This window comes from Geotalea toluenoxydans JCM 15764, assembly GCF_001311985.1.
In the GTDB taxonomy this organism is placed as follows: Bacteria; Desulfobacterota; Desulfuromonadia; order Geobacterales; family Geobacteraceae; genus Geotalea; species Geotalea toluenoxydans.
Genome location: NZ_BBCJ01000012.1, coordinates 46,749 through 66,365, shown reverse-complemented (window position 1 = coordinate 66,365; position 19,617 = coordinate 46,749). Strand labels below are relative to the sequence as shown.

The window sequence follows — 19,617 nt, the reverse complement described above, 5'->3', positions numbered from 1 at the left end:
TCTAACCCATTGATTTTCATTATTGAGTGAGGAGCATCACCTGGTGGGCAGAAGGAGTAGCAATATTAAATTAATTTCACAAAAATATCTTTACATGACCCTAAGCTGCGTTATAGTTATATCAGCCTGTTTCCGAAAGGGTAATCTGGAAGAAATTCCAGTGACACAAAGCATACGGATCTGTTATTAACTAACAGATAGCCGGGCTGCCGAAGAAACAGGTGAAAAACTAAAAAAGCCGCGGATCACAACCCTCCGATCCGCGGCTTTTCGTTTATCATCCGGTTGGCACCGGTTGCCCATCATCTCACAATGTCATTTCGGTCAAGAACCTGTTCAGACCCCGAGTCCCGCTGACAAAGGAACTGCCTGCCTCGTAATACCGCCAAAGCCGATGAACCTCCCTGGTCAAGCCGATGCGGGCGCTCATTCCCATATGCGTCACAGACCTTATTTCCCTGCCCAACCACAGCTCCCGGTTATCAAAAAGATCAAGACCGTCATAGCGCCTATCGATGCCAAGGGCTGCCGCAAGCCTGCCGGGTCCACGCGCCAGGTCGTGAAGCCGGGTCGTTCCGCGACGCTCTTCCATGAGGTGGATGCCTTCCAAGGGCTCCAGTGAGCGCAAAAGAACGGCAGCACCGATTCCAGGCTGCTCACTGACCACGTTCAACATATGGTAACGTCCGTAAATGAGATAGACAAAGGCGTGACCATAATTCATATATAGGGAACGGTTTGCCCGGCTCTCCCCGCTGAATGCCCGACCTGCCGCATCTCCGGGGGGATATGCTTCAGTTTCGACAATGCGCCCGCTGAGCCTCGCTCCATCACGATCCACAACCAGCGTCTTGCCGACGAGATAACGTGCCATGGCCTGGGTCTCAACCGGCAGGTCCTCCCGATTCAGCCGCGGTATATCAAGTGGCGCCATGAACTTTTCAACTCTCCGTCAGCTTGTAGGCAAGCAGAACCCCGTCGCGCAGGGGGATGATCGAAGTGAAAAAATCATTGCTGCTGAACATGTGGCGGTTGAATTTGTCGATTCCGACCGTGTCCCTGTCCGTTATTCCTTCGGCAACATTGCCGTGCCAAAGGCTGTTGTCGGCAATGACCAGAGCATTCTTGGCCAGCATGGGGGTAATGGCCATGACGGCATCAAGATACTGATGCTTGTCAATATCGATGAAAAGAAGATCTATCCCCTGGTATTCCCTGGCGACCTGCAGGGCGTCCCCTACCCTGAATTCGGCCCGGTCAAAAAGATCCGAATCGCTGAAGACCTTCCGCGCATGGGATATGTGTGCTTCCTCCTTATCGATAAGAACGATTTTGCCGCGGATACTCAAGGCCTTGGCAAACCAGTAGGCGGAATAACCGAAGCCTGAGCCATCTCCACGATAAGCGCCGGCTGTTTCAGGCGGGTAAGCAGATAAAGCAGCCTCCCCACCAATGGATCGACGATAGGAAAGCCGCTTGCCTTTGCCTTCTTTTCCATTTCCAGCAGCAGGGAATCGGACTCGGGAGCAAGGCCCATTATATATTTATCGATACGGGGATCGGTGATCTCAATCATGACGTGACCTCAGGGGATTAATTTAAATTCATTCTATTATATCAGGGAAGGTTGGCTGCACAAGCGGGGGAAACAGCCGGCCGAGCACGAAAAACGTATTGATGGGGCAGATATGCAAGAGTAAGCGAGAGGACGAAACGACACATGGTATAGCGGGCGACAACGCAGCAGATCAGCCCCGCAGCAGTTTTTCAAGGGATTACTTGAACCTGAAGATGATGCGCGTGCCGATCCGCTCTTCGGAAAGAGTGCGTCCTGCCTCATAGAGGTCGAAGGCGTTCTGATCGTAATAGATGGTCAGATCGGCGCCAAGGCCCAGGTGAACGCCCAGTTCACCGGTCCAGAGCAGATTGGAAGAAGAAAGATGGGCAAAATCGTACCTGTGTACCGAAGAAGGGTTTTGGGAAGAAAAGAGGCCGAGCCTGGTATCAGTGAGACCATAGGTATAGACAGGAAGCTTGGCTGCGGCTGAAAAGTAGAACCGGTTGTCCAGATCGAGCCTGCCCCCTGCGTGGGCCTGGATCTTATAGAGAGATTCGTCAAACCCGACTCCAGCCGCCCTTTCTCTGGCCACGTAGCCCAGACCCACCTGCGGCTGCAGGGTATATCCCCGTAGGACCGGGTATTTCTCCGCTACCGACAGGAGATAGCGGTCAGTCGAAAAATTTGCGCGACGCCAGGCTTTCCGACAGTTTCGGTGCACCCAGGTCGATAGCGGCAGCAGGCGATGCCGCCAGCATCACGGCTATGAAGGCAATTACCAATCCCATGGTCTCACTATAGCAAAACGAATCGGATTTGTGTTCGATTCAATGCAAAAAGCCCCGAAGAGACCTCGGGGCTTTTTGCTGTTCCATTCTCAAAAAAACTCCTTACTGACCCGGACCATAGACAGTTGCAGGTCTTGTACCCGCCGGCCTCACACCTGAAAGGGTTGCCCCTTTGGCTGCTGCCACCGCGTTGTATTCCTCGTATGAATCGCGGAGCAACTGGATAATGTATTTGTGGTTATGCACGGCTGCAGAAGCATTGGGCACAGCCGTTTGAGATGTTGCCGCGGATGGTAGCCCCTTGATGATGAATTGCAGATTGAACGCAGCCTTGAAAGCTGTTGTACCTCCGGTCGCCGTGTTCCAGGCCGTGTAGTTGGTGGTAAAGGCGGGATCGGCAAAGAAATAGGGATACTTGAGATCCGTATAGAAAATGCCGTTGGCGGCAAGAAGGGCGATCAGTTTGTCCTGAAGGCCTTTTATTTCAACTGCTATCGGCTCAAGAGCACCGCTGCATCATAATCGCTGGTATCGAAGGCAGCCCGGTAAGCGTTGACCTCAGGTGCAGCGGTGCCCGGTTTTGCCGCAACAGCTGGGCCGACTCCTCCGCCGTGGCAACTGGAGGTATTGCAGGAAGCGACGTTCGGATTCCAGCTATGTCCGCCGATGGTGTCGTCTTCGGTGGCATTATCCATGTGGCAGCTGGCACAGTTTGCTTGCTGATGGGCCACATTGGCACTGTAGGATTTTCCGCTGAATTCGTAACCGTTGGCTCCCCACAGCATTGCTGCGGTGCCAGGTAGTGGGGATTGAAGAACGCGCCGGCAGAGCTTTTGCCCGGCGCCAGCTTGGCCCGATATAGGGTGAAGCCGCTCTCCCGGCCCTGGTGACAGAAAATGCAGATGGTCTCGTTGGCATTGTTCTGGGGGATCGGCTGATTATCCAGGAAGACATTGCCGAAGACCTTGACGTTGGCAGTTGAGTAATTGGTCATTGCCACCGGAACACGGATGTTGCTGGTGGTATTTGCCCCGCCGGCAAAGGTGCCTTTTTGGTGTGGATCGTGGCAGGTGATGCAGGTAGCGCTGGCATCTCCGAAGACTACCGGCGCTGCCGGTGTTCCCTGGATATTTTTCTGGTATGCAATAGAGGTGAGGCCGTTGTGGCATTTGAAGCAGGCAAAATTGTTGTTACCCTGATTGCTCGTTGCACTTGCGGTGGCGCCATAACTCCTGAGTGCCATATCGACGGGATAGCTGGTGGTATGGCCGAGATCAGTATAAGCGAGCCCTGTAAGTGGATTGATGTACCCCGCAGGTTTGCTGAAAACTCGGCCCAGGCCGGCTTTTCTCTTTCACCATGTCCCGAATGGGTCCACTGGGGATAGACGTTGCTCTGGTGGGTGGAGAGATTGGAAAACTTGTATTTGCTGACCGTATGGCAGGCAGCGCAGAGCAGTTCCGGACTGACTTCATTGTTGTTGGTGGCGGTGCCGGCAACTGGAACTCCGGTCAGCACCACCCCATTGGGCTGAAAGATGGTTCCCTGAATCCGCCCCAGCTCAGGAGTGCTGTATCTGCGATAAATGGAATAACCCACCGGCGTTGTACGCTGTGGAATGGTTACCATCTGTTGCGGCTGATGGGCATCATGGCAACCGGCACAGGAAACCGCCGGGTTGATGTATCGGCTCTGGAAGTTGCTGTCTTCCCCATTCTGGTTCTGGGAATCCTCACCGGTGTCGCTGGGGAAATTCCTCTGGAACGGCCTGAACAGATTGGTGCTGTAGGCGACGAAACGCTGGTTGGGATTATGGCAGACCGAGCATTCTACGATGTGCTGCGATTTGTTCACAGGCTGACCGGTCGGCGTAACCTCCTGAATATCAGTCCCGTTTCTTGTTCTCAGACTTGCCTGGCCGCTGCCGGGGTCTCCCTGGAAGAAAAACTTGTCAGGCCCGAAAGGCGCCCCTTCCGCGTGGGTGTTGGCATGGGCGGTCTGATTGAAGCCCGAAAGGAAAGAGGCATGACAGCTGGCCTGACTGCATTGCTCGGCCTGGGGAATGGGGAACGGCATCGGCCCGACACCCCAGTGCATGCTGCCGCCGCCGTGACAATCCTCGCACTGGACGCCCTGCACGGTCGTATGGGTGGTATTTGCCCAGGCCTGGGCGATGATATTGCCGGTAATATCCCTGGTGGTACTATGACAGGTGTTGGTACAGCTTTCGGAACCCACTTTGGTTGGGGCACTCACCTGAGTCTGTTGCTCACCTTCTTTCTTGGACGAGCCGCAGCCGCCAAGCAACCCGGACACCAGGAAAACGGCAAGGAACAACTGCAACGATACGCTTCTGCCCATTGATGATTCCTCCTTTCCAGTATATTTATCTTTGTTTAAAATCTGTCATGGCAGCGGACGCAGGTCCTGCCGCTGCTCTTGTCCCTGTAGTTGCCCTTGATCCCGTTCCAGTTCCGTGGATGGGGATTGATCTTGAGACCGGTGCGCGCGCTATGGCAGGTCATGCAGACATCGCCGTCACTGTGGCAGGTACCGCAGGACTGCAGATTGCGCCGCGCCTCCGAGGCATGATCCGATGACCATTGATGGCTCGGCAGAATCCCCCCCTGATGGCATGTGGGACATTGGGCGGTAGTGAAGATGGCATGGTTCGGGCCGATATCGCTGACCTTGATGTCCCGGAACTGGCGCCGGTGGGACTGGAACTGCAGGTCTGTGGACCGGTACCGGGAGTGGCAATCCTGGCAGTTTTTCTGGTCATGACAGCGGGTGCAGGACTGGGGATTATCCTGGGCCTTTATGGGATGGATCTCTATCCAGTCGCTCTTGTGACTTTTGGGGATATAATCCCGCCGGTAATTCTGGGTTGAAAGATCGGCATTGATGCCTCCCCCCGTATGGCAGTCAAGGCAATAGGACTGATCATGGCACTGCCCGCAGTTGGATACACCCTTCTGGGCCGGCAGCCGGTGCCCCCGCAGCCAGTCGGCATCGTGATTGAGTGCGACCCCCTCATTCTTGTGACAGTCGTTGCACTCGACAACTTTCATGGAAGCATAATCCCGGTGGGACTCCTTCTGGGCGACTGCCTGCTGCACATAGACAGCCGGCAAGGAAATCAGCAGAAAGACAAAAAACCAGTTTTTCACCGCCATACCCCCCTTTCTAGAAATCGTAATTAAAGATGAAACGTCCTTGAACGTTGTTGTTGTAAGTCACATTGATGTCATCTTCGATGCGCAGAGAGGCACTCATGTTATTGGCCAGCTTCAGCCTGCTGCCTAGCCAGTATTTCTGCGCAATCTGCTCACCCGTTGAGCTGTGGAAGATTTCACGATCATAGGCATCGACACCCAAACCGCCTGCCAGCTGAAAGGCTTTGGTCATATCCCACGCCGCCTCGAACAGCCCGCCGTCCAGCTTGCTGTCATCACTGCCGATACCGACACGCCGGTCGTATTCGAAGGTGAGCTGCAGATCGGGCAGCGGCCGCAGATTTACGCCGGCCTCGATGACGTTGGCGCTGGCCCCGTCCCCGAACTCTTCCCTGTTATAGCCACCATAGACCGACAGCATCTTGTTGATTGTGTAATCTGCCCGAATAACCCCTTCCTGGTATCTGTCGGCGGCAAAGACGGAAAAGATATCGGTGGTATCAAAGGTGGGGTAGCTCTGGAACCATTCTCCGGTCAGCACCAGATTGGCAGAGGGAAAATATTTGACCCCGCCGAGAACCTCGTTGAATACCTCGGCAGTCAGGTCATAGCGGGCATTGCCGTAAAGCTTCACCCGGTCCAACAGATACTGCTTGAATGACGCTCCCATGATGTCCCGGGAAACATCCCCCGAATCCCATTTGCGAAGCCAGCTTATATCAAGGTCGGTCTTTCTCAGGCCGTTCAGATAAGCCGCAGCGCCAAAGGCATAGTTTCCGGCATGCCCCAACTCGCCGTCGATCCCGAAAACCACATCACGGCCTCCCAATACCGTCAGGCCAGCAGGACCGATATTCTTCACGATCAGTTCGCCGCCATCGATAATGGTGGTTCCTGCCGAAAGGTTGACGAACTGACGGCCGACCTTCACATCGAATACATTCAGCAGATCGCGATAGTCGCCATACAGAAAGTATAGGCGCCCATTCAGCCCCTCGCCATTGGTAAAGTCCTGTGTTCCTCGGCCATAGCCGTAAATGGAAAACTTGCCGTCACTGGTCAGCTTTGTTGCAGAAAGACGAAGATACTCGGCTGCTTCAATCTGGCGACCGTTATAGAAGTCATTGAACCAGAGCACCTGGGTGGAACTGCGGCCATGTATTTCCGCTGCCCAGCCGCTTGTCCCGCTCAGCAGAAAGACCAGTAACAACCAATGCCAGACCCTTTTGTAGCCCATTCAGTGAACCCTCCTTTCCATTATTGGTAGAACGACAGCTCATTTAATTAGTTACGCTTAATTTGCTTGTACAAATTTACCATCCTTTCTCTATTATTCACTGCGGGAGAAAATTATTTTTAACTGCAAAATACACGGCCCTCATCCCCCTATGCCATAGGGGGGAAGCGAACGCCAGTGAGCAGGGGGGTCCTGGCAGGGAGTTGGGCAAGGAGGATTGAAGGTGAGGATGAGAGATTTGAGTGTTTAGGGCGTTACCCCTTTGGGTAACGGGGGGACGGGAGAAATGGGTGTGGCCGGTTCCAGCTTATCAACCTGGGACGAAACAAGTTCTGCCGTGATCTTGCCGAGAGGTATGCTTGTTTCCATGCGCACCGGCACCTTGTACTCATCGTCAGTGAGCCAGATGGTCACATCGCCGGTTCTCTTGAAGATGCCGTCGGTCTTCAGGTTGGGCTTCACCACCAGCGTTTCCGAGTGCCTGAATCCGGGCAGGCTGATCCGCTCGCGACGGAGGATTTCCACCGGAACCGAAGTATAGGTATCACTGTCATAAACATGGAGCTCTTCCGTGTTGCCGACCTGCAGCGGACGGTTCCTCAGGAAATAAAAGGCAGATATGAGATCGAGCACCTGGGAATTGGGAATGGTTTCCCTGCTGGTACGATTGCGCAAAAGGTCGATCCAGAAGACGCTCCTGTCGCGCAGAAAGATGGTGAAGCCCCGGTGGCTCCTGAAGTTCCCTTCCTGCTGCCGAATTTTGGTGATGATGAAATTGCCGGCGATGTGGCGGGTCTCGATCAGGTCGTCGATGGGGTAAACGGCGGAAATGGCAGGAGTGGATTTAACCTTCAGAGAAATTTTCATTTCCCCTTTATCGTTTTTCGCCTCCAGTTCGGCAACGCCGATGGGCATTCCCAGAAGGCTGATGCGGTAGTTGAGCCGTTCATGGGATGTGGTGGTGAACTCGCCGGCAGTGCGCAGGGGAGGAGGCAATTCTTGCAGCAGGGACTTGGAAAGGTGCTCGGTGCTTGTTTCTTTTTTTGATGCTGCTTGTTCTGCAGGGATAGTAGTGGTTTGCTCGGCAACATGTGCACCGGAAAGCGCTTCTTGATCCTGTTCTCTGAGAGGGGCTGCAGGTGTGTCGTAGGAGAATGCTGCACGAGAAACGTAGGGCTTCCCGGCTTTTGTACCGGCCGATGATGTTTTCGCCACATGGGACTTGGCCGCTGATTTACCTTGGGCCATTGCCAGATCGACCATGACCGCTCCGGCCGAAGACACCGGCCTGGCAAAGTTGTAGCTGCCGTAATCGGCAAACGGGAAAAACAGGGCCACATGCAGCGCCAGGGATAGCCCGAAGGCAGCACAGACCGCGCTATTTTTTTTGAAGGTATCACTCATATTTTCTGCCGCAGAACCTATTTTATCCGCGGTCCAAAGATTTGCACAGAAAAAGATCCTCAGCGATAAAAAAACCCCGCTTCTTGCGAAGCGGGGTTTCGAGTTACAGCAGGTAAACAATATTACCTTCTATAGTACAGACCACCGGACGATCTCAACAGCCAGCCCTTGAGCTGTGAAATGCTGACAGGGTTAGCCGGACGAGTTCCTGCAGCCACTGCCGTTGAGTATCCCGTGAAGGATAGCTGGGCATTGGGGTCAGCAGTTCCACCAATGGCACCTGTGGAGGTAGAGTAAGTATTTGCACCCTTCTGCAGGTACTGGATCCCGTCAAACATCAGTCGACGTGTGTAGCTGCGGTTATGGACGTGGGCACCTTTCTCCCTGTTGATCAGGTTGTAGTTGAATGCAACGCCCATGACCTGTTTACCGATGGTGCTGTCAGCCGTGCCCATGGTCCAGGTTTTGAAGTCGGTTGTGCCCCTTTTGGCAGGCAGTGACTTGTGGAAGTACGGATAGGTAGTCACGTCATAGTAGACGGGGGTCTTGTTGCCGATATTGTGGTTGGCCAGGGTAAAGAGATAGAAGTCCAGCCCCCTGTCGAAAAGCTCTTTTTCTTCTTCGATGACGGCATCAACGCCACCTTCTGCTGCAAAGTTGCTATGGCAGCCGAAACATCTGCCTGGGCATTCCATGTCTCAGAAGCGCTCAAGGTATGGGTTCTGGTGTTGCCGTTGACGGAGCCCAGGTGACAGGCTACACAGGGACCATCTTCGCCGGTAGAGACACCGGAAGCAACATAGGGCTGGTTCGTCGACGGATCGATCATCCCAGCTTGCCATGCTCCAGGTACCGAAGTTCTTGCCGGTGTTATAGCCAGTGTCATACTTGACATTTGATGTGTAGAAATGGAAGGCGGATTTGCCGTAGAACAATGCTGCTGCAGCCAGATAATGGGAGTTGACGGCTGTTTTGGTGTCCATGTCCCCCGTAAGGGCGGTAAGAGTTCCGGTAAAGCCACCGATGGCGCCGCCGCTCTCGTACCCGCTATGGCAGGCGATACACAGGTTGGAGGTTCCGGAATTGGGAAAAGCGATGGGGTTTTTATTGCCGTTGAAGGGTGCGGAGAATGCCCCCGCACGGCGGATGCGGTTCTTGAAGTTGTAGTCGGTGTGGCAAGCTTTACAGGTCAGGACCTCGTTGGTCTTGTCCCCTGCTTTGCCCCATGCAGGCACCGGATAAGCATAGTTTGAGCTGACATAGGTAATGTAGCCGGTCGAGGTGTGGCAGCGGTTGCAGTTTTCTCTAAGCTTGAAATCATAGTGAGCCCAAGCTTCGCCGTCAACTTCACCGTGACCGGACTCGGCCCAGTCGGTATGCTCTGTGCCCTTCAGCTGACCGGTGACCGTATTGATCTCACCGTTAAGTATGCCGTTTTGGGCTAAATGGGGATCATGGCAGCTGGTACATGAGTTCTGGTAATTGGTGCTCACGTACTGGCCGGGATGAGCAGCTGCCGTGTAAGAGGCAAAATGGTTTGTCGGCAGATATTTCTCGTGGCATTCGAAGCACTTGCCTGCTGCGTCAGGATTGGGATAGGGGAGAGGCCCGACGCCGTTATGCTGTGCGCCGCCACCGTGACAGTCCTGGCAGCCTACAACACGGAAGTTGTTGGTGAAGTGGGCTGACTGCAGGTATGCATCATAAATGGGAGTACCGGCGATATGGTCGATAGCGGTGCTGTGGCACTGTGCACATGCCGTTTCCTCGACTTTAGCCACATCGGCTGCCGAGAGATTGCCCTCTTTGTTGCTCGTTCCACAACCGGCGAACAGCGCCGTCGCTAGGAGTGAAGCAATTACTGCCGAATAACTGAAAATGTTTCTACTCATGCTGTATCCTCCTTGGTTTATTTAACTATCAATAGGTTCCGGGCAGATGACATTTAGTACAGACTTTGCTTCCTGCTTTGTCCTTGTAGTTATTGCTGATGCTTCTCCAGTTGCGGGGATGGGGGTTAGTTCCACTGGTTTTCGCACTGTGGCACTGAATACAGACATCGCCATCCGGATGACAGGCTTGGCAGGACTGCAGGTTACGGCGTGCCTCGGCAGGATGCTCACCAAAAGCAACGCTGTTTATGGACTGGGTATTGCCTGACATCAAGTGCGACTTGATGCGCATGCTTCCTTTGGGGAAGCGGTCATGACAGGCGTTACAGAATTTCTGGTCATGGCAACGGTAGCATGTCTGGGGATTATCCTGTGCCTTGATTGGATGGATATTGACGAAATCGCTGCGATGACTTTTGGGCACATAATCACGGCCGAAGTTATCCACCGACAGGTCGGCGTTTATCCCGCCACCCTTATGGCAATCCAGACAGTAAGACTGGTCGTGGCATTGGGCGCAATTATTGCCGGCCTTGCTTGCCAGGGTCCGGTGACTGCGCACCCAGTCGCATCATGGGTGGGGGCTACACCTTCAGCCTTGTGGCAGCTGGCACACTCGGAAAGCTTGGATTCGGCATATTCCTTGTGGGGCTGCTTCTGAGCCGTCGCCTGCTGCACATAGAGAGCAGACATCAGCAGAAGCATACATATAAACAACAATTTCTTCACAGTGGCACCTCCTTTCTAGAAATCGTAATCGAACGTCACACGTCCGGAAACGTTTGTGCTGTAACGGGCATTGACATCATCCTGAATACGGCCGGATACCGCCATATTCTTCGCTATTTTGTATTTCCCGCCCAGCCAGTACCGACGGGCTATCTCGTCTCCCGTTAAAGAATCCCGCTGGTAAACGTCATAGGTAATACCACCTGCAACCTGAGCAGCCTTGTTGATGTCGTAGGAAGCATCGATTATGCCGCCGTTGGTACTGCCGTAGTAGCCATTGCGGTTGTCGTATTCCACATTGACCCGGAGCGGTTCGATGGGACGCAGGGAAAGGCCCACATGGTAGACATTGGCATGGGCGCCTTCGCCGTAGAACTGACGATTGTAGCCGCCGTTGACGGAGACCATGTCGTTGAAGGTGTAGTCGACTCGGAAGAGGCCTTCCTGATACTGATCAACGGCGAACACCGAGTAGAAAGAAGTGGTGTCGAAGGTGGCATAGCTCTGGTAATATTCACCGGTAAAGATCAGGTTTGAGAGGGGATAAAACTTCAAGCCCCCCTGCACCTCGTTGAAGGCTTCGGCAGTGAGGTCGTACCTGGCGTTACCATAGACCTTGACGTTGTTGAACAGATACTGCTTGCCGGACAGGCCCAGAATATCCCTGGCGATATCCCCCTCATCCCACTTGCGGAACCAGCTGACCTCGGCATCGGTGTTCTTGAAGCCGGTCAGGTAGGCGCCCATACCGAGAACGGTATTGGTAGCGTCGCCAATCTCACCGTTAATCCCGAACTGGACATCTCGCCCGCCAAGGATGGTAAAGGCGACAGGACCGACATTTTTCACATCCACCTGACCGCCGTCGATAATGGCGCTTCCCGCAGCCAGATTGACAAATTGACGGCCGATCTTGATATCTGCCTTGTCAAAGAGGTCGCGATATTCACCATACAGATAGTAAAGCCGGCCGTTCAGACCTTCTCCATTGGTGAAGTCCTGCGAGGCTCTGCCGTAGCCGTGGATGGAAAATTTGCCGGCCTTGTCGATGTTGGTGATAGAGAAACGCAGATACTCGTTCAGCTCGATCTGGCGTTTGTCATCCAACAGTTCGTTACTAAACGAGAGAAACTGGGTGGAACTTCTGCCGTGGATCTCAGCCGCCAAGCCTGTTGAAGCGCTGAGCAGAGAGCAGAACAGAAGCATTCGTAATAACCCTTTAATCCCCATTAATTGAACCTCCTTTCCTTGCGTTAATACATCTGAAACATAACAAGCTGCTGCTTACGGTTACCGATCACCTCCTCCACATGTAATGCCTTAAACAGCAGGGGCATTTGGTTTTAATGAAAAAAAGAGCTCTTGTCAACAATTACCCATTCAGGACAAACATCTGATAAGTCAGCATATTTCCTGCCAACTTTAGTTAGCATCACTTAATCAATCAAAACCAAGCAGCAAACACCCCGCCCGATAGCTTACTGGCTTATCGTGCCGAATTTGCGAAAGATTAAAAAAACGGTTTACTGGACAATAACAGGGCGGTGCCCCCCCTGTCACAAGTCAAGATACTGACGTCACATAGTTGACATGTATGGCCGGAATACTGGCGGCTTTAGCAGTCTTATGACCGAATCGGCCGCACCGTTACCTAGTCGACAGGGAGAGTTGAAAACTTGAGTAAAAAATATGGGGAAAGAGATTTTCTTCTATCTGTGGATTGAATTCAGGGGCTGGATTATCGAACAGAAAATTGCAAAAACTGAGTAAAAGCCTGGGGAAAGTCTAGCGCACCGGCGGATTTGCCGTTTTTATGAAGAAAAACATGAGCAAGGCAGCAACGGCAGCCAGGCTGGCGCCAAAGGTAAAGGCTGCCCCGGCCCCCGCCAGTTGCCAGACAAAGCCGAAGAGGAGGCTTGCGGGCAGCGCGCCGGCGCCGATGGCGAAATTGTACCAGCCAAAGGCGGTCCCACGCTCGTTTGTCGGTGCAATATCCATCAAAAGTGCTTTTTCGACCCCTTCTGTGAGACCATAGAAGAGCCCATAGAAGGCGAAGAGAAGCCAAACCTGGAGTTCCGTTACGGCCAGGGCAAAGCCCAGGTAGGTCAGGACATAGATCCCCCAACCACTAAGGATTATGCCGCGACGGCCGATCCGGTCCGAGAGGGCGCCGAAGGGCATGGAGGAAGTCATCTTGATCACATGGAAAAAGGTCCAGAGCAGCGGGATACGTGCCGGAGTAACGCCGAGCTGCCCCGCCTTGAGCAGGAGAAATGCATCGGAAGAGTTGCCAAGGGTAAAGAGGAAGAGGATAAGCAAATAGGTTTTTAAATTTCCTTTGGGAACGGCCTGGAGAAAACGGCCATCGCTCTCTTTTCTGGCGCGGGCGACATCCCTGACCCGCAGCACGATCATCAGTACCGCCAGCAGGCCGGGGATAGCCGCCAGCCAGAATACGGTCCGCAAGTCCTTGGTGACGTATGCCAGAAGAAAGGTGGCAATGAGAGGACCGACAACAGCGCCTGCATGGTCCATGGAACGGTGAAAGCCAAAGGCCTTGCCCCTCAGTGATGGATCTACAGAATCGGCAATGAGGGCATCCCGTGGCGACGTCCTGATCCCCTTTCCTATCCGATCGGAAAAGCGGATCAGCAGTACTGCCCAGGGGGCTGTGGCGACGGCCATCAGGGGGCGGGCAACAGAGGAAAGCGTGTAGCCCCAGAAAACAAGCCTCTGCCGGTTTTTTACCCGGTCGGAAACGATGCCCGAAAAAAGCTTGAGGAATGAGGCAGTGGACTCCGCAACCCCTTCGATGATACCGAGAAAGGCAGGCCCGCCACCGAGGACGGTTGTGAGAAACAGCGGCAAGAGCGGATAGATCATCTCGCTGGAAACGTCAGTCAAGAAACTGACTATGCCCAGAATGAGGACATTACCGGTTATGCCGCGGAACATGAGGACCTCCGAAGAAGCCTTTAAGCTTTTAACCACGAATTTCACGAATATTCACGAATTTAAAAATCAAAAACCTGGTTTAGGTTTTATTCGTGTCAATTCGTGTCATTCGTGGTTGCAGTTTACCTTTAAGGCCTTTGACCTTGCGGGTTTGCCTACTCGCCCAGGTAGGTATAGCCCAACAGGGTTCTGTCCAACAGCTCGATGAAGTGGCTGCTTTCCTCGATGGAGACCTTGCGCTGGGCCACTCCCTTCTCAAGATGCTCCCTGACCCGCTTCAGGATCTCTGGTCCCTTGTACTGGACATACTTGAGACTCTCCCAGCAGGCGTCACCGTTAATGACCGTGTCGATCATGTAGCCGGTTTTCTTGTTGAAGGTAATGTGTACGGCATTGGTGTCGCCGAACAGGTTGTGCATGTCCCCCAAAATCTCCTGGTATGCGCCGATGAGGAAGAAGCCGATGTAATAATCTTCGTCCTTGCGGATCTTGTGCAGGGGAAGGAACTTGGTCCGGCCGTTCTCCCCGACAAAGCTGGTGATCTCCCCGTCCGAATCGCAGGTGATGTCCGCGATGGAGGCGATAACGTCCGGCTTCTGATTGAGGCGCTGAATCGGCACGATGGGGAAGAGTTGATCGATGGCCCAGGAGTCGGGGATCGACTGGAAGAGGGAAAAGTTGGCGAAATAGGTCTGCCGTAGCGCCAGCTGGAAATTCTGCAGCTCCTCGGGGATCGGCTTGATCTTCTCGACGATGCTGTTGATCTTCTTGATGATCTTGCCGTAGAGCCATTCGGCCATGGCCCGTTCATTCAGGGTCAGGTAGCCCAGGTTGAAAAGGCTCACCGCCTCCTGGATCAGCTGCACGGTATCGTGGTAATCCTCGCGCAGGCTGTAGCGGTCGATGCTTTTGTGGATATCCACCAGCTTCTTCACCGTCGGCGCCAGTTTCTCCGCCGCTGCCAGTTCCTCCTCGAAATCAGGGGTAAGGCGCTGGGTATTGGTATTGAGCACGTTGGTCACCAGCACCGAGTAATGGGCAACGGTAGCGCGGCCCGACTCGGAGATGATGTTGGGGCACTCCACCCCGGCATCGTCGCAGATATTCTTGATTTGATAGATGACGTCGTTGGCATATTCCTCGACGGAATAGTTGACGCTGGAAAAGTAGCTGGACTTGGAGCCGTCATAATCGACCCCCAATCCGCCGCCGATATCCACGAACTCGATCCCCATCCCCATCTTGCGCAATTCGGTGTAGACCCGTGCACCCTCGATGAGGGCGGTCTTGATCTTGTCGATCTTGGTGATCTGGCTGCCGATGTGGAAATGGATCAGCTTGACCCGGTCGAGGAGGCCGTTCTCTTCCAGAAGGTCGATGGCGGCGATGATTTCGGACATGCGCAGGCCGAACTTGGCATCCTCCCCTCCAGAAGTTGCCCATTTGCCAGTTCCCTTGGAGGAAAGCTTGACGCGGATGCCCAGCCGCGGCTGGATACCGGTCTTCTTCACCAGCTCGATAACCTTCTCCAGTTCGAAGAGCTTTTCGATGACCAGAGTGATGTCGTAGCCGATGGCTGTGGCATAGAGCACGGTTTCTATATACTCGCTGTCCTTGTAGCCGTTGCAGATGATAGGCAGGTTGTTGCCGCTGGAGATGCCGATGCCGGCCACCAGCTCCGGCTTGGAACCGACCTCGAGACCGATATTGTAACGCTTGCCGTAGCTGGCAATCGCTTCCACCACCTGCCGCTGCTGGTTGACCTTGATCGGAAAGAAAGTCTGGTACTTTGCCGGGTAGTCATTTTCGGTGATGGCGCTTCTGAATGCCCTGTTGATACTGGCTATTCGCCCCTGGAGAACATCCATGAACCGGAGCAGAATGGGAGGTTTGATCTTCCGCTTGATCAGGTCGTCAACCAGCACCCGCAGGTCAATGGAACTCTTGGAACTGGGGGATGGGTGCACGCAGACATTCCCTTTCTTGTTAATGGAAAAGAGATCCGCTCCCCAGTTGTCCAGGTTGTAGATTTTAGAAGAATCGTTGATGTTCCAGCGTTCCATACATTGCCACCTTTACAATGCGAATCCCCCTTTATCAAAGGGGGGTAAGGGGGGATTTTGTCCGGATACCAAAAACAAATCCCCCTCTGTCCCCCTTTGTCAAAGGGGGAAGAAAAACGTTACGACAACCTGCTCTTGAAATCAGAATAATCAAACTGCCGCACCACCTTCAACTGCTCCGTCTCCGGCTCAAAGGTGCAGATGGCCGGGTGCTGTATCCCGTTGAAGGTGGTGGTTTTCACCATGGTGTAGTGGGACATGTCTTCAAAAGCCAGCCGGTCTCCCGGCTGCAGCGGTTTTTCGAACGACCAGTCGCCGATCACGTCCCCTGCCAGACATGACGGCCCGCCCAGGCGGTAGGTATGCTTCTTGGCGCCAGGGTCGAAACCGCCAGTGATGCCGGGACGGTACGGCATTTCCAGCACATCAGGCATATGGCAGGTGGCGGAAACATCCAGAATGGCAATATCCATGCCGTTCTTCACCACGTCCATCACCTCGCCAACCAGAATGCCGGTACCGATGGCGATAGCCTCGCCCGGTTCCAGGTAAACCTCCACATCGTACTTAGCCTTCAGGTGTTTGACCAGCTCAACCAGCCCGTCGATATCATAGCCTTCACGGGTGATGTGGTGGCCGCCCCCCAGGTTCAGCCACTTCATACCCGGCATGAAGGAGCCGAATTTCTCGTCGAATACCTTGACGGTCCGCTCCAGGGGCTCGAACAGCTGCTCGCAGAGGGTGTGGAAATGGAGCCCTTCAACCCCCTCCAACGACCGCCCTTCGAATTCCCGCCGGGGGATGCCCAGCCGGGAATTGACAGCACATGGATCGTAGATGGCCGTATGCCCCTCGGAATGTTCCGGGTTCACACGCAAGCCCACCGAGACCCTGCCCCGCTCCTTTTCCCACAGGGGGCGGAAGCGCTCCAGCTGGTTGAAGGAGTTGAAAACCAGGTGGTTGGAGAGCTGCAACAGCTCAACCACATCCCGTTCCTTGAATGCTGCGGCAAAGGAATGCACCTCGCGGTCGAACTCTTCCCGCCCCAGGCGCGCCTCCCAAGGGCTGCTGGCGCAGACCCCGTGGAGCGTCTCCCTGATGAGGGGAAACACCGACCACATGGAGAAAGCCTTGAGCGCCAGAAGAATCTTGGCGCCGCTCCGCTTTTGCACATCATCGAGGATGGCCAGGTTATGGCGCAGCCGCCCCAGGTCCACCACATAGGCGGGGGATGGAGCCAGCTTCAGAATTTTTTCTATGTCAATACCAGTCAAAGGTTTTCCTGATGTGGTAGGGGCGATCCTTGTGATCGCCCGCATCAAAGCCGATTCCCACGTAAAGGGCGAACACGAGGTTCGCCCCTACAATTCCGGCCATTCACCTTCCACAACCACTTCCGGCAGCCCCATCGGCCCCAGCTCCTTGAGGAACACCTCCGGATCGAACTGCTCCATGTTCCAGACCCCGGGGGCATGCCACTTGCCGGTCAGCATCATGATGGCGCCGACCACTGCCGGCACGCCGGTGGTGTAGCTGATGGCCTGGGACTTGACCTCTTTGTAGCAGGCCTCGTGGTCGCAGATATTGTAGATGTAGACCTGTTTCCGCTTCCCATCTTTGAGTCCCCGGGCAATGACGCCGATGCAGGTCTTACCCTTGGTCAGCGGCCCAAGGAGCCCGGATCGGGGAGGAGCGCCTTCAGGAACTGGATCGGCACGATCTTCTGGCCGTTGTACTCCACTTCGTCGATGCGGGTCATTCCCACATTCTGCAGCACCTCCAGGTGCTTCAGGTAATTGTCGGAGAAGGTCATCCAGAACTGGGCCTTCTTGATGGTGGGGATGTGCCTGACCAGCGACTCCATTTCTTCGTGATAGAGGCGGTAGATGTTCATGGGACCGATCCCCTCCGGGAAGTCGAAGACCCGCTTGGTGGACAGCGGCGGCGACTCCTGAAAAGCGCCGTTCTCCCAGTGCCTGCAGGTGGCGGTCACCTCACGGATATTAATCTCCGGATTGAAATTGGTGGCAAAGGGCTGGCCGTGGGAACCGGCGTTGGCGTCGATGATGTCCAGCTCCTCGACCACGTCCAGGTACTTTTTGGCGGCAAGTGCCGTATAGACGTTGGTCACCCCCGGATCGAAGCCGGAACCGAGCAGCGCCATGATCCCCTTCTCTTTGAAGCGCTCCTGGTAGGCCCACTGCCACGAATATTCGAACTTTGCCGTATCCAGAGGCTCATAGTTGGCGGTATCCAGGTAATCGACGCCGGTCTCGAGGCAGGCATCCATGATGTGCAGGTCCTGGTAGGGGAGCGCCACGTTGATGACCAGTTTCGGCTGCACCTGCTTGATCAGAGCCACCAGCTCGGGCACGTTGTCCGCATCCACCTGGGCGGTCTTGATGCTGCCCCCCAACTGGGCGGCAATGGCATCGCACTTGGCTTTGGTCCGCGAGGCAAGGGTGATCTCGCTGAAGATGTCGCGCCGCTGGGCGCATTTGTGGGTGACCACCTGGCCGACTCCGCCGGCACCAATTATCAATACCTTGCTCATGGCAACTCCTCCATAGAAAGGGCCGCCATATTTGCGCGCTGACGACGCCGGCTCGTCAGAAGTCTCCTCGACGTAGCGCTGCTACGTCTGCGGGCCTTCATCCTCTCCGTCGCCGCCATCATCACAAATCTGGCGCCCCGTAGGTTTTTTTAAAAGCGATACTGCCACAGGGGACGCGGATTTTTCGTCCTGGCAAGGCTGTCGAGGTGGTGCGCGGAGACGTAGCAGCGCTACGTCGCACAAGCAACCGCCGAAGACTTACGCAGCCAGGGCGGAAAAGCCGCGTCCCCCCCTCAGTAAGTAAAGGTGGGGGGCGTTACTACCCACAATATCCGCGCCTGGGTCCGGCCGATGTTCTTGATCGAATGCTTTTTATCCGAGCCGAAATAGAAACATTCGTCCTTTTTCACCGTGTAGAGCTTGTCATCCAGCTTCAACTGCACCTTTCCACTCAGGACAAAGCCGAACTCCTCCCCCTCGTGGAACGGTTGCTCCTCCATCTCTTCACCCGGCTCAAGGGTCACCATGGCCGGATCCATATCCCGGTTCTGGGCGGCCGGAATCAGCAGTTCCACCCGGATCTTCTCGTCGTCACCGGAGGCCTGCACCCGGTAGTCCTTGCCGTAGACCACATCCTCGTCAATGGTCTCGCTGAAAAATTCCTGCATGCTCACGCCGAAGACATCGATGATGTCCTTCAAGGTGGCAATGGATGGGGATGTGGCATCGTTCTCCAGCTGCGAAATGTAGCCTTTGGTAAGGTCGGCGCGGCTTGCCAGCTCTTCCTGGGTCAGGGAATTGATCATTCTCAGCCGCTTCAACCTTTCACCGATCTTCAAGCATTCCTCCAAAGTTTACCATTTCAGCCTCTTTACACAAAGATGGTTTAGTAATGGTAAACTTTTTGTCTGATGCCTTGTTTAGCATTTCTAAACTTTATGTTTAATCTCGACACAAACGGCTAAGGTTTATAATATATGTAATTCAACAAGTCAAATCTTTTTTAGCGGCAGAAAAAGGTCAAACTTTGGATGCAAATAACATCGAAGAAAGGAAAATAAATTCCCTTAGTTGTGGTGGTCATAGAAAAGGCAGCAGTGTCAACGACGACAGCAGGAAGGCGGATGAGGGTTCCTTTTTATTGACTTTTAATGGTGGATTTATTACCTATTGAGCACCAATAACTGAATGCATGATTGGAGAAATTCGATGATTACTGACAGGAAAATCGGTTTTATCGGCGGCGGCAACATGGCGGAAG

16 protein-coding genes, 2 pseudogenes and 1 riboswitch are annotated in these 19,617 nt (G+C 54.2%); all 18 genes and pseudogenes read right to left on the bottom strand.

The window, feature by feature from the left end; translation table 11 throughout:
* The first annotated feature begins 129 nt into the window (after positions 1-129).
* Positions 130-214: riboswitch (cyclic di-GMP riboswitch) on the top strand.
* A 93-nt stretch (positions 215-307) separates the two neighbouring features.
* The 18 genes and pseudogenes from JCM15764_RS09525 to JCM15764_RS09440 all read right to left on the bottom strand — a co-directional run bounded on the left by JCM15764_RS09525 (position 308) and on the right by JCM15764_RS09440 (position 19,195).
* The gene (locus JCM15764_RS09525; protein WP_054695065.1) at positions 308-934 is read right to left on the bottom strand and encodes a DNA-3-methyladenine glycosylase; all 627 of its coding nucleotides are present in this window, start codon (positions 932-934) and stop codon (positions 308-310) included.
* Positions 935-941: 7 nt separating this feature from the next.
* Positions 942-1,349, bottom strand: a complete 408-nt coding sequence (locus JCM15764_RS22645; RefSeq protein ID WP_243688671.1) for an O-methyltransferase — start codon at positions 1,347-1,349, stop codon at positions 942-944.
* Entirely contained in the window at positions 1,346-1,576 is a 231-nt protein-coding gene (locus tag JCM15764_RS22640) for a hypothetical protein (RefSeq protein ID WP_243688670.1), read from the bottom strand. The genes JCM15764_RS22645 and JCM15764_RS22640 overlap by 4 nt, the downstream gene beginning before the upstream one ends.
* 199 nt (positions 1,577-1,775) lie before the next feature.
* On the bottom strand, positions 1,776-2,165 hold the full coding sequence (locus tag JCM15764_RS09515) for a hypothetical protein (RefSeq protein ID WP_243688669.1): 390 nt from the start codon (positions 2,163-2,165) through the stop codon (positions 1,776-1,778).
* A 672-nt stretch (positions 2,166-2,837) separates the two neighbouring features.
* Positions 2,838-3,131, bottom strand: coding sequence for a hypothetical protein (locus JCM15764_RS09505; protein ID WP_054695059.1), 294 nt, complete (start codon positions 3,129-3,131; stop codon positions 2,838-2,840).
* Positions 3,132-3,447: 316 nt separating this feature from the next.
* On the bottom strand, positions 3,448-4,707 hold the full coding sequence (locus JCM15764_RS09500) for a hypothetical protein (protein ID WP_054695056.1): 1,260 nt from the start codon (positions 4,705-4,707) through the stop codon (positions 3,448-3,450).
* 35 nt (positions 4,708-4,742) lie between these two features.
* A complete protein-coding gene (locus JCM15764_RS09495) occupies positions 4,743-5,516 on the bottom strand; it encodes a cytochrome c (RefSeq protein ID WP_054695162.1) in 774 nt (257 codons plus the stop codon).
* A gap of 16 nt (positions 5,517-5,532) precedes the next feature.
* Positions 5,533-6,759: a hypothetical protein gene (locus tag JCM15764_RS09490; RefSeq protein ID WP_054695054.1), complete on the bottom strand. Its 1,227-nt coding sequence runs from the start codon at positions 6,757-6,759 to the stop codon at positions 5,533-5,535.
* 246 nt (positions 6,760-7,005) lie between these two features.
* Positions 7,006-8,163: a DUF3108 domain-containing protein gene (locus JCM15764_RS09485; RefSeq protein ID WP_054695160.1), complete on the bottom strand. Its 1,158-nt coding sequence runs from the start codon at positions 8,161-8,163 to the stop codon at positions 7,006-7,008.
* A gap of 122 nt (positions 8,164-8,285) precedes the next feature.
* Entirely contained in the window at positions 8,286-8,858 is a 573-nt protein-coding gene (locus tag JCM15764_RS09480; protein WP_054695051.1) for a hypothetical protein, read from the bottom strand.
* Between the two features lie 3 nt (positions 8,859-8,861).
* Positions 8,862-10,055, bottom strand: a complete 1,194-nt coding sequence (locus JCM15764_RS09475) for a hypothetical protein (RefSeq protein WP_054695048.1) — start codon at positions 10,053-10,055, stop codon at positions 8,862-8,864.
* A gap of 28 nt (positions 10,056-10,083) precedes the next feature.
* A pseudogene (locus JCM15764_RS09470) lies at positions 10,084-10,784 on the bottom strand (cytochrome C).
* Positions 10,785-10,799: 15 nt separating this feature from the next.
* Positions 10,800-12,014, bottom strand: coding sequence for a hypothetical protein (locus tag JCM15764_RS09465; protein ID WP_054695045.1), 1,215 nt, complete (start codon positions 12,012-12,014; stop codon positions 10,800-10,802).
* 555 nt (positions 12,015-12,569) lie between these two features.
* Positions 12,570-13,739, bottom strand: coding sequence for an MFS transporter (locus JCM15764_RS09460; protein ID WP_054695157.1), 1,170 nt, complete (start codon positions 13,737-13,739; stop codon positions 12,570-12,572).
* 155 nt (positions 13,740-13,894) lie between these two features.
* Positions 13,895-15,802: an arginine decarboxylase gene (gene speA, locus JCM15764_RS09455; protein WP_054695043.1), complete on the bottom strand. Its 1,908-nt coding sequence runs from the start codon at positions 15,800-15,802 to the stop codon at positions 13,895-13,897.
* Between the two features lie 119 nt (positions 15,803-15,921).
* A complete protein-coding gene (gene nspC, locus JCM15764_RS09450; protein ID WP_054695041.1) occupies positions 15,922-17,076 on the bottom strand; it encodes a carboxynorspermidine decarboxylase in 1,155 nt (384 codons plus the stop codon).
* Between the two features lie 87 nt (positions 17,077-17,163).
* A pseudogene (locus tag JCM15764_RS09445) lies at positions 17,164-18,356 on the bottom strand (saccharopine dehydrogenase family protein).
* A gap of 293 nt (positions 18,357-18,649) precedes the next feature.
* On the bottom strand, positions 18,650-19,195 hold the full coding sequence (locus tag JCM15764_RS09440; protein ID WP_012646762.1) for a helix-turn-helix domain-containing protein: 546 nt from the start codon (positions 19,193-19,195) through the stop codon (positions 18,650-18,652).
* Between the last annotated feature and the right edge of the window lie 422 nt (positions 19,196-19,617).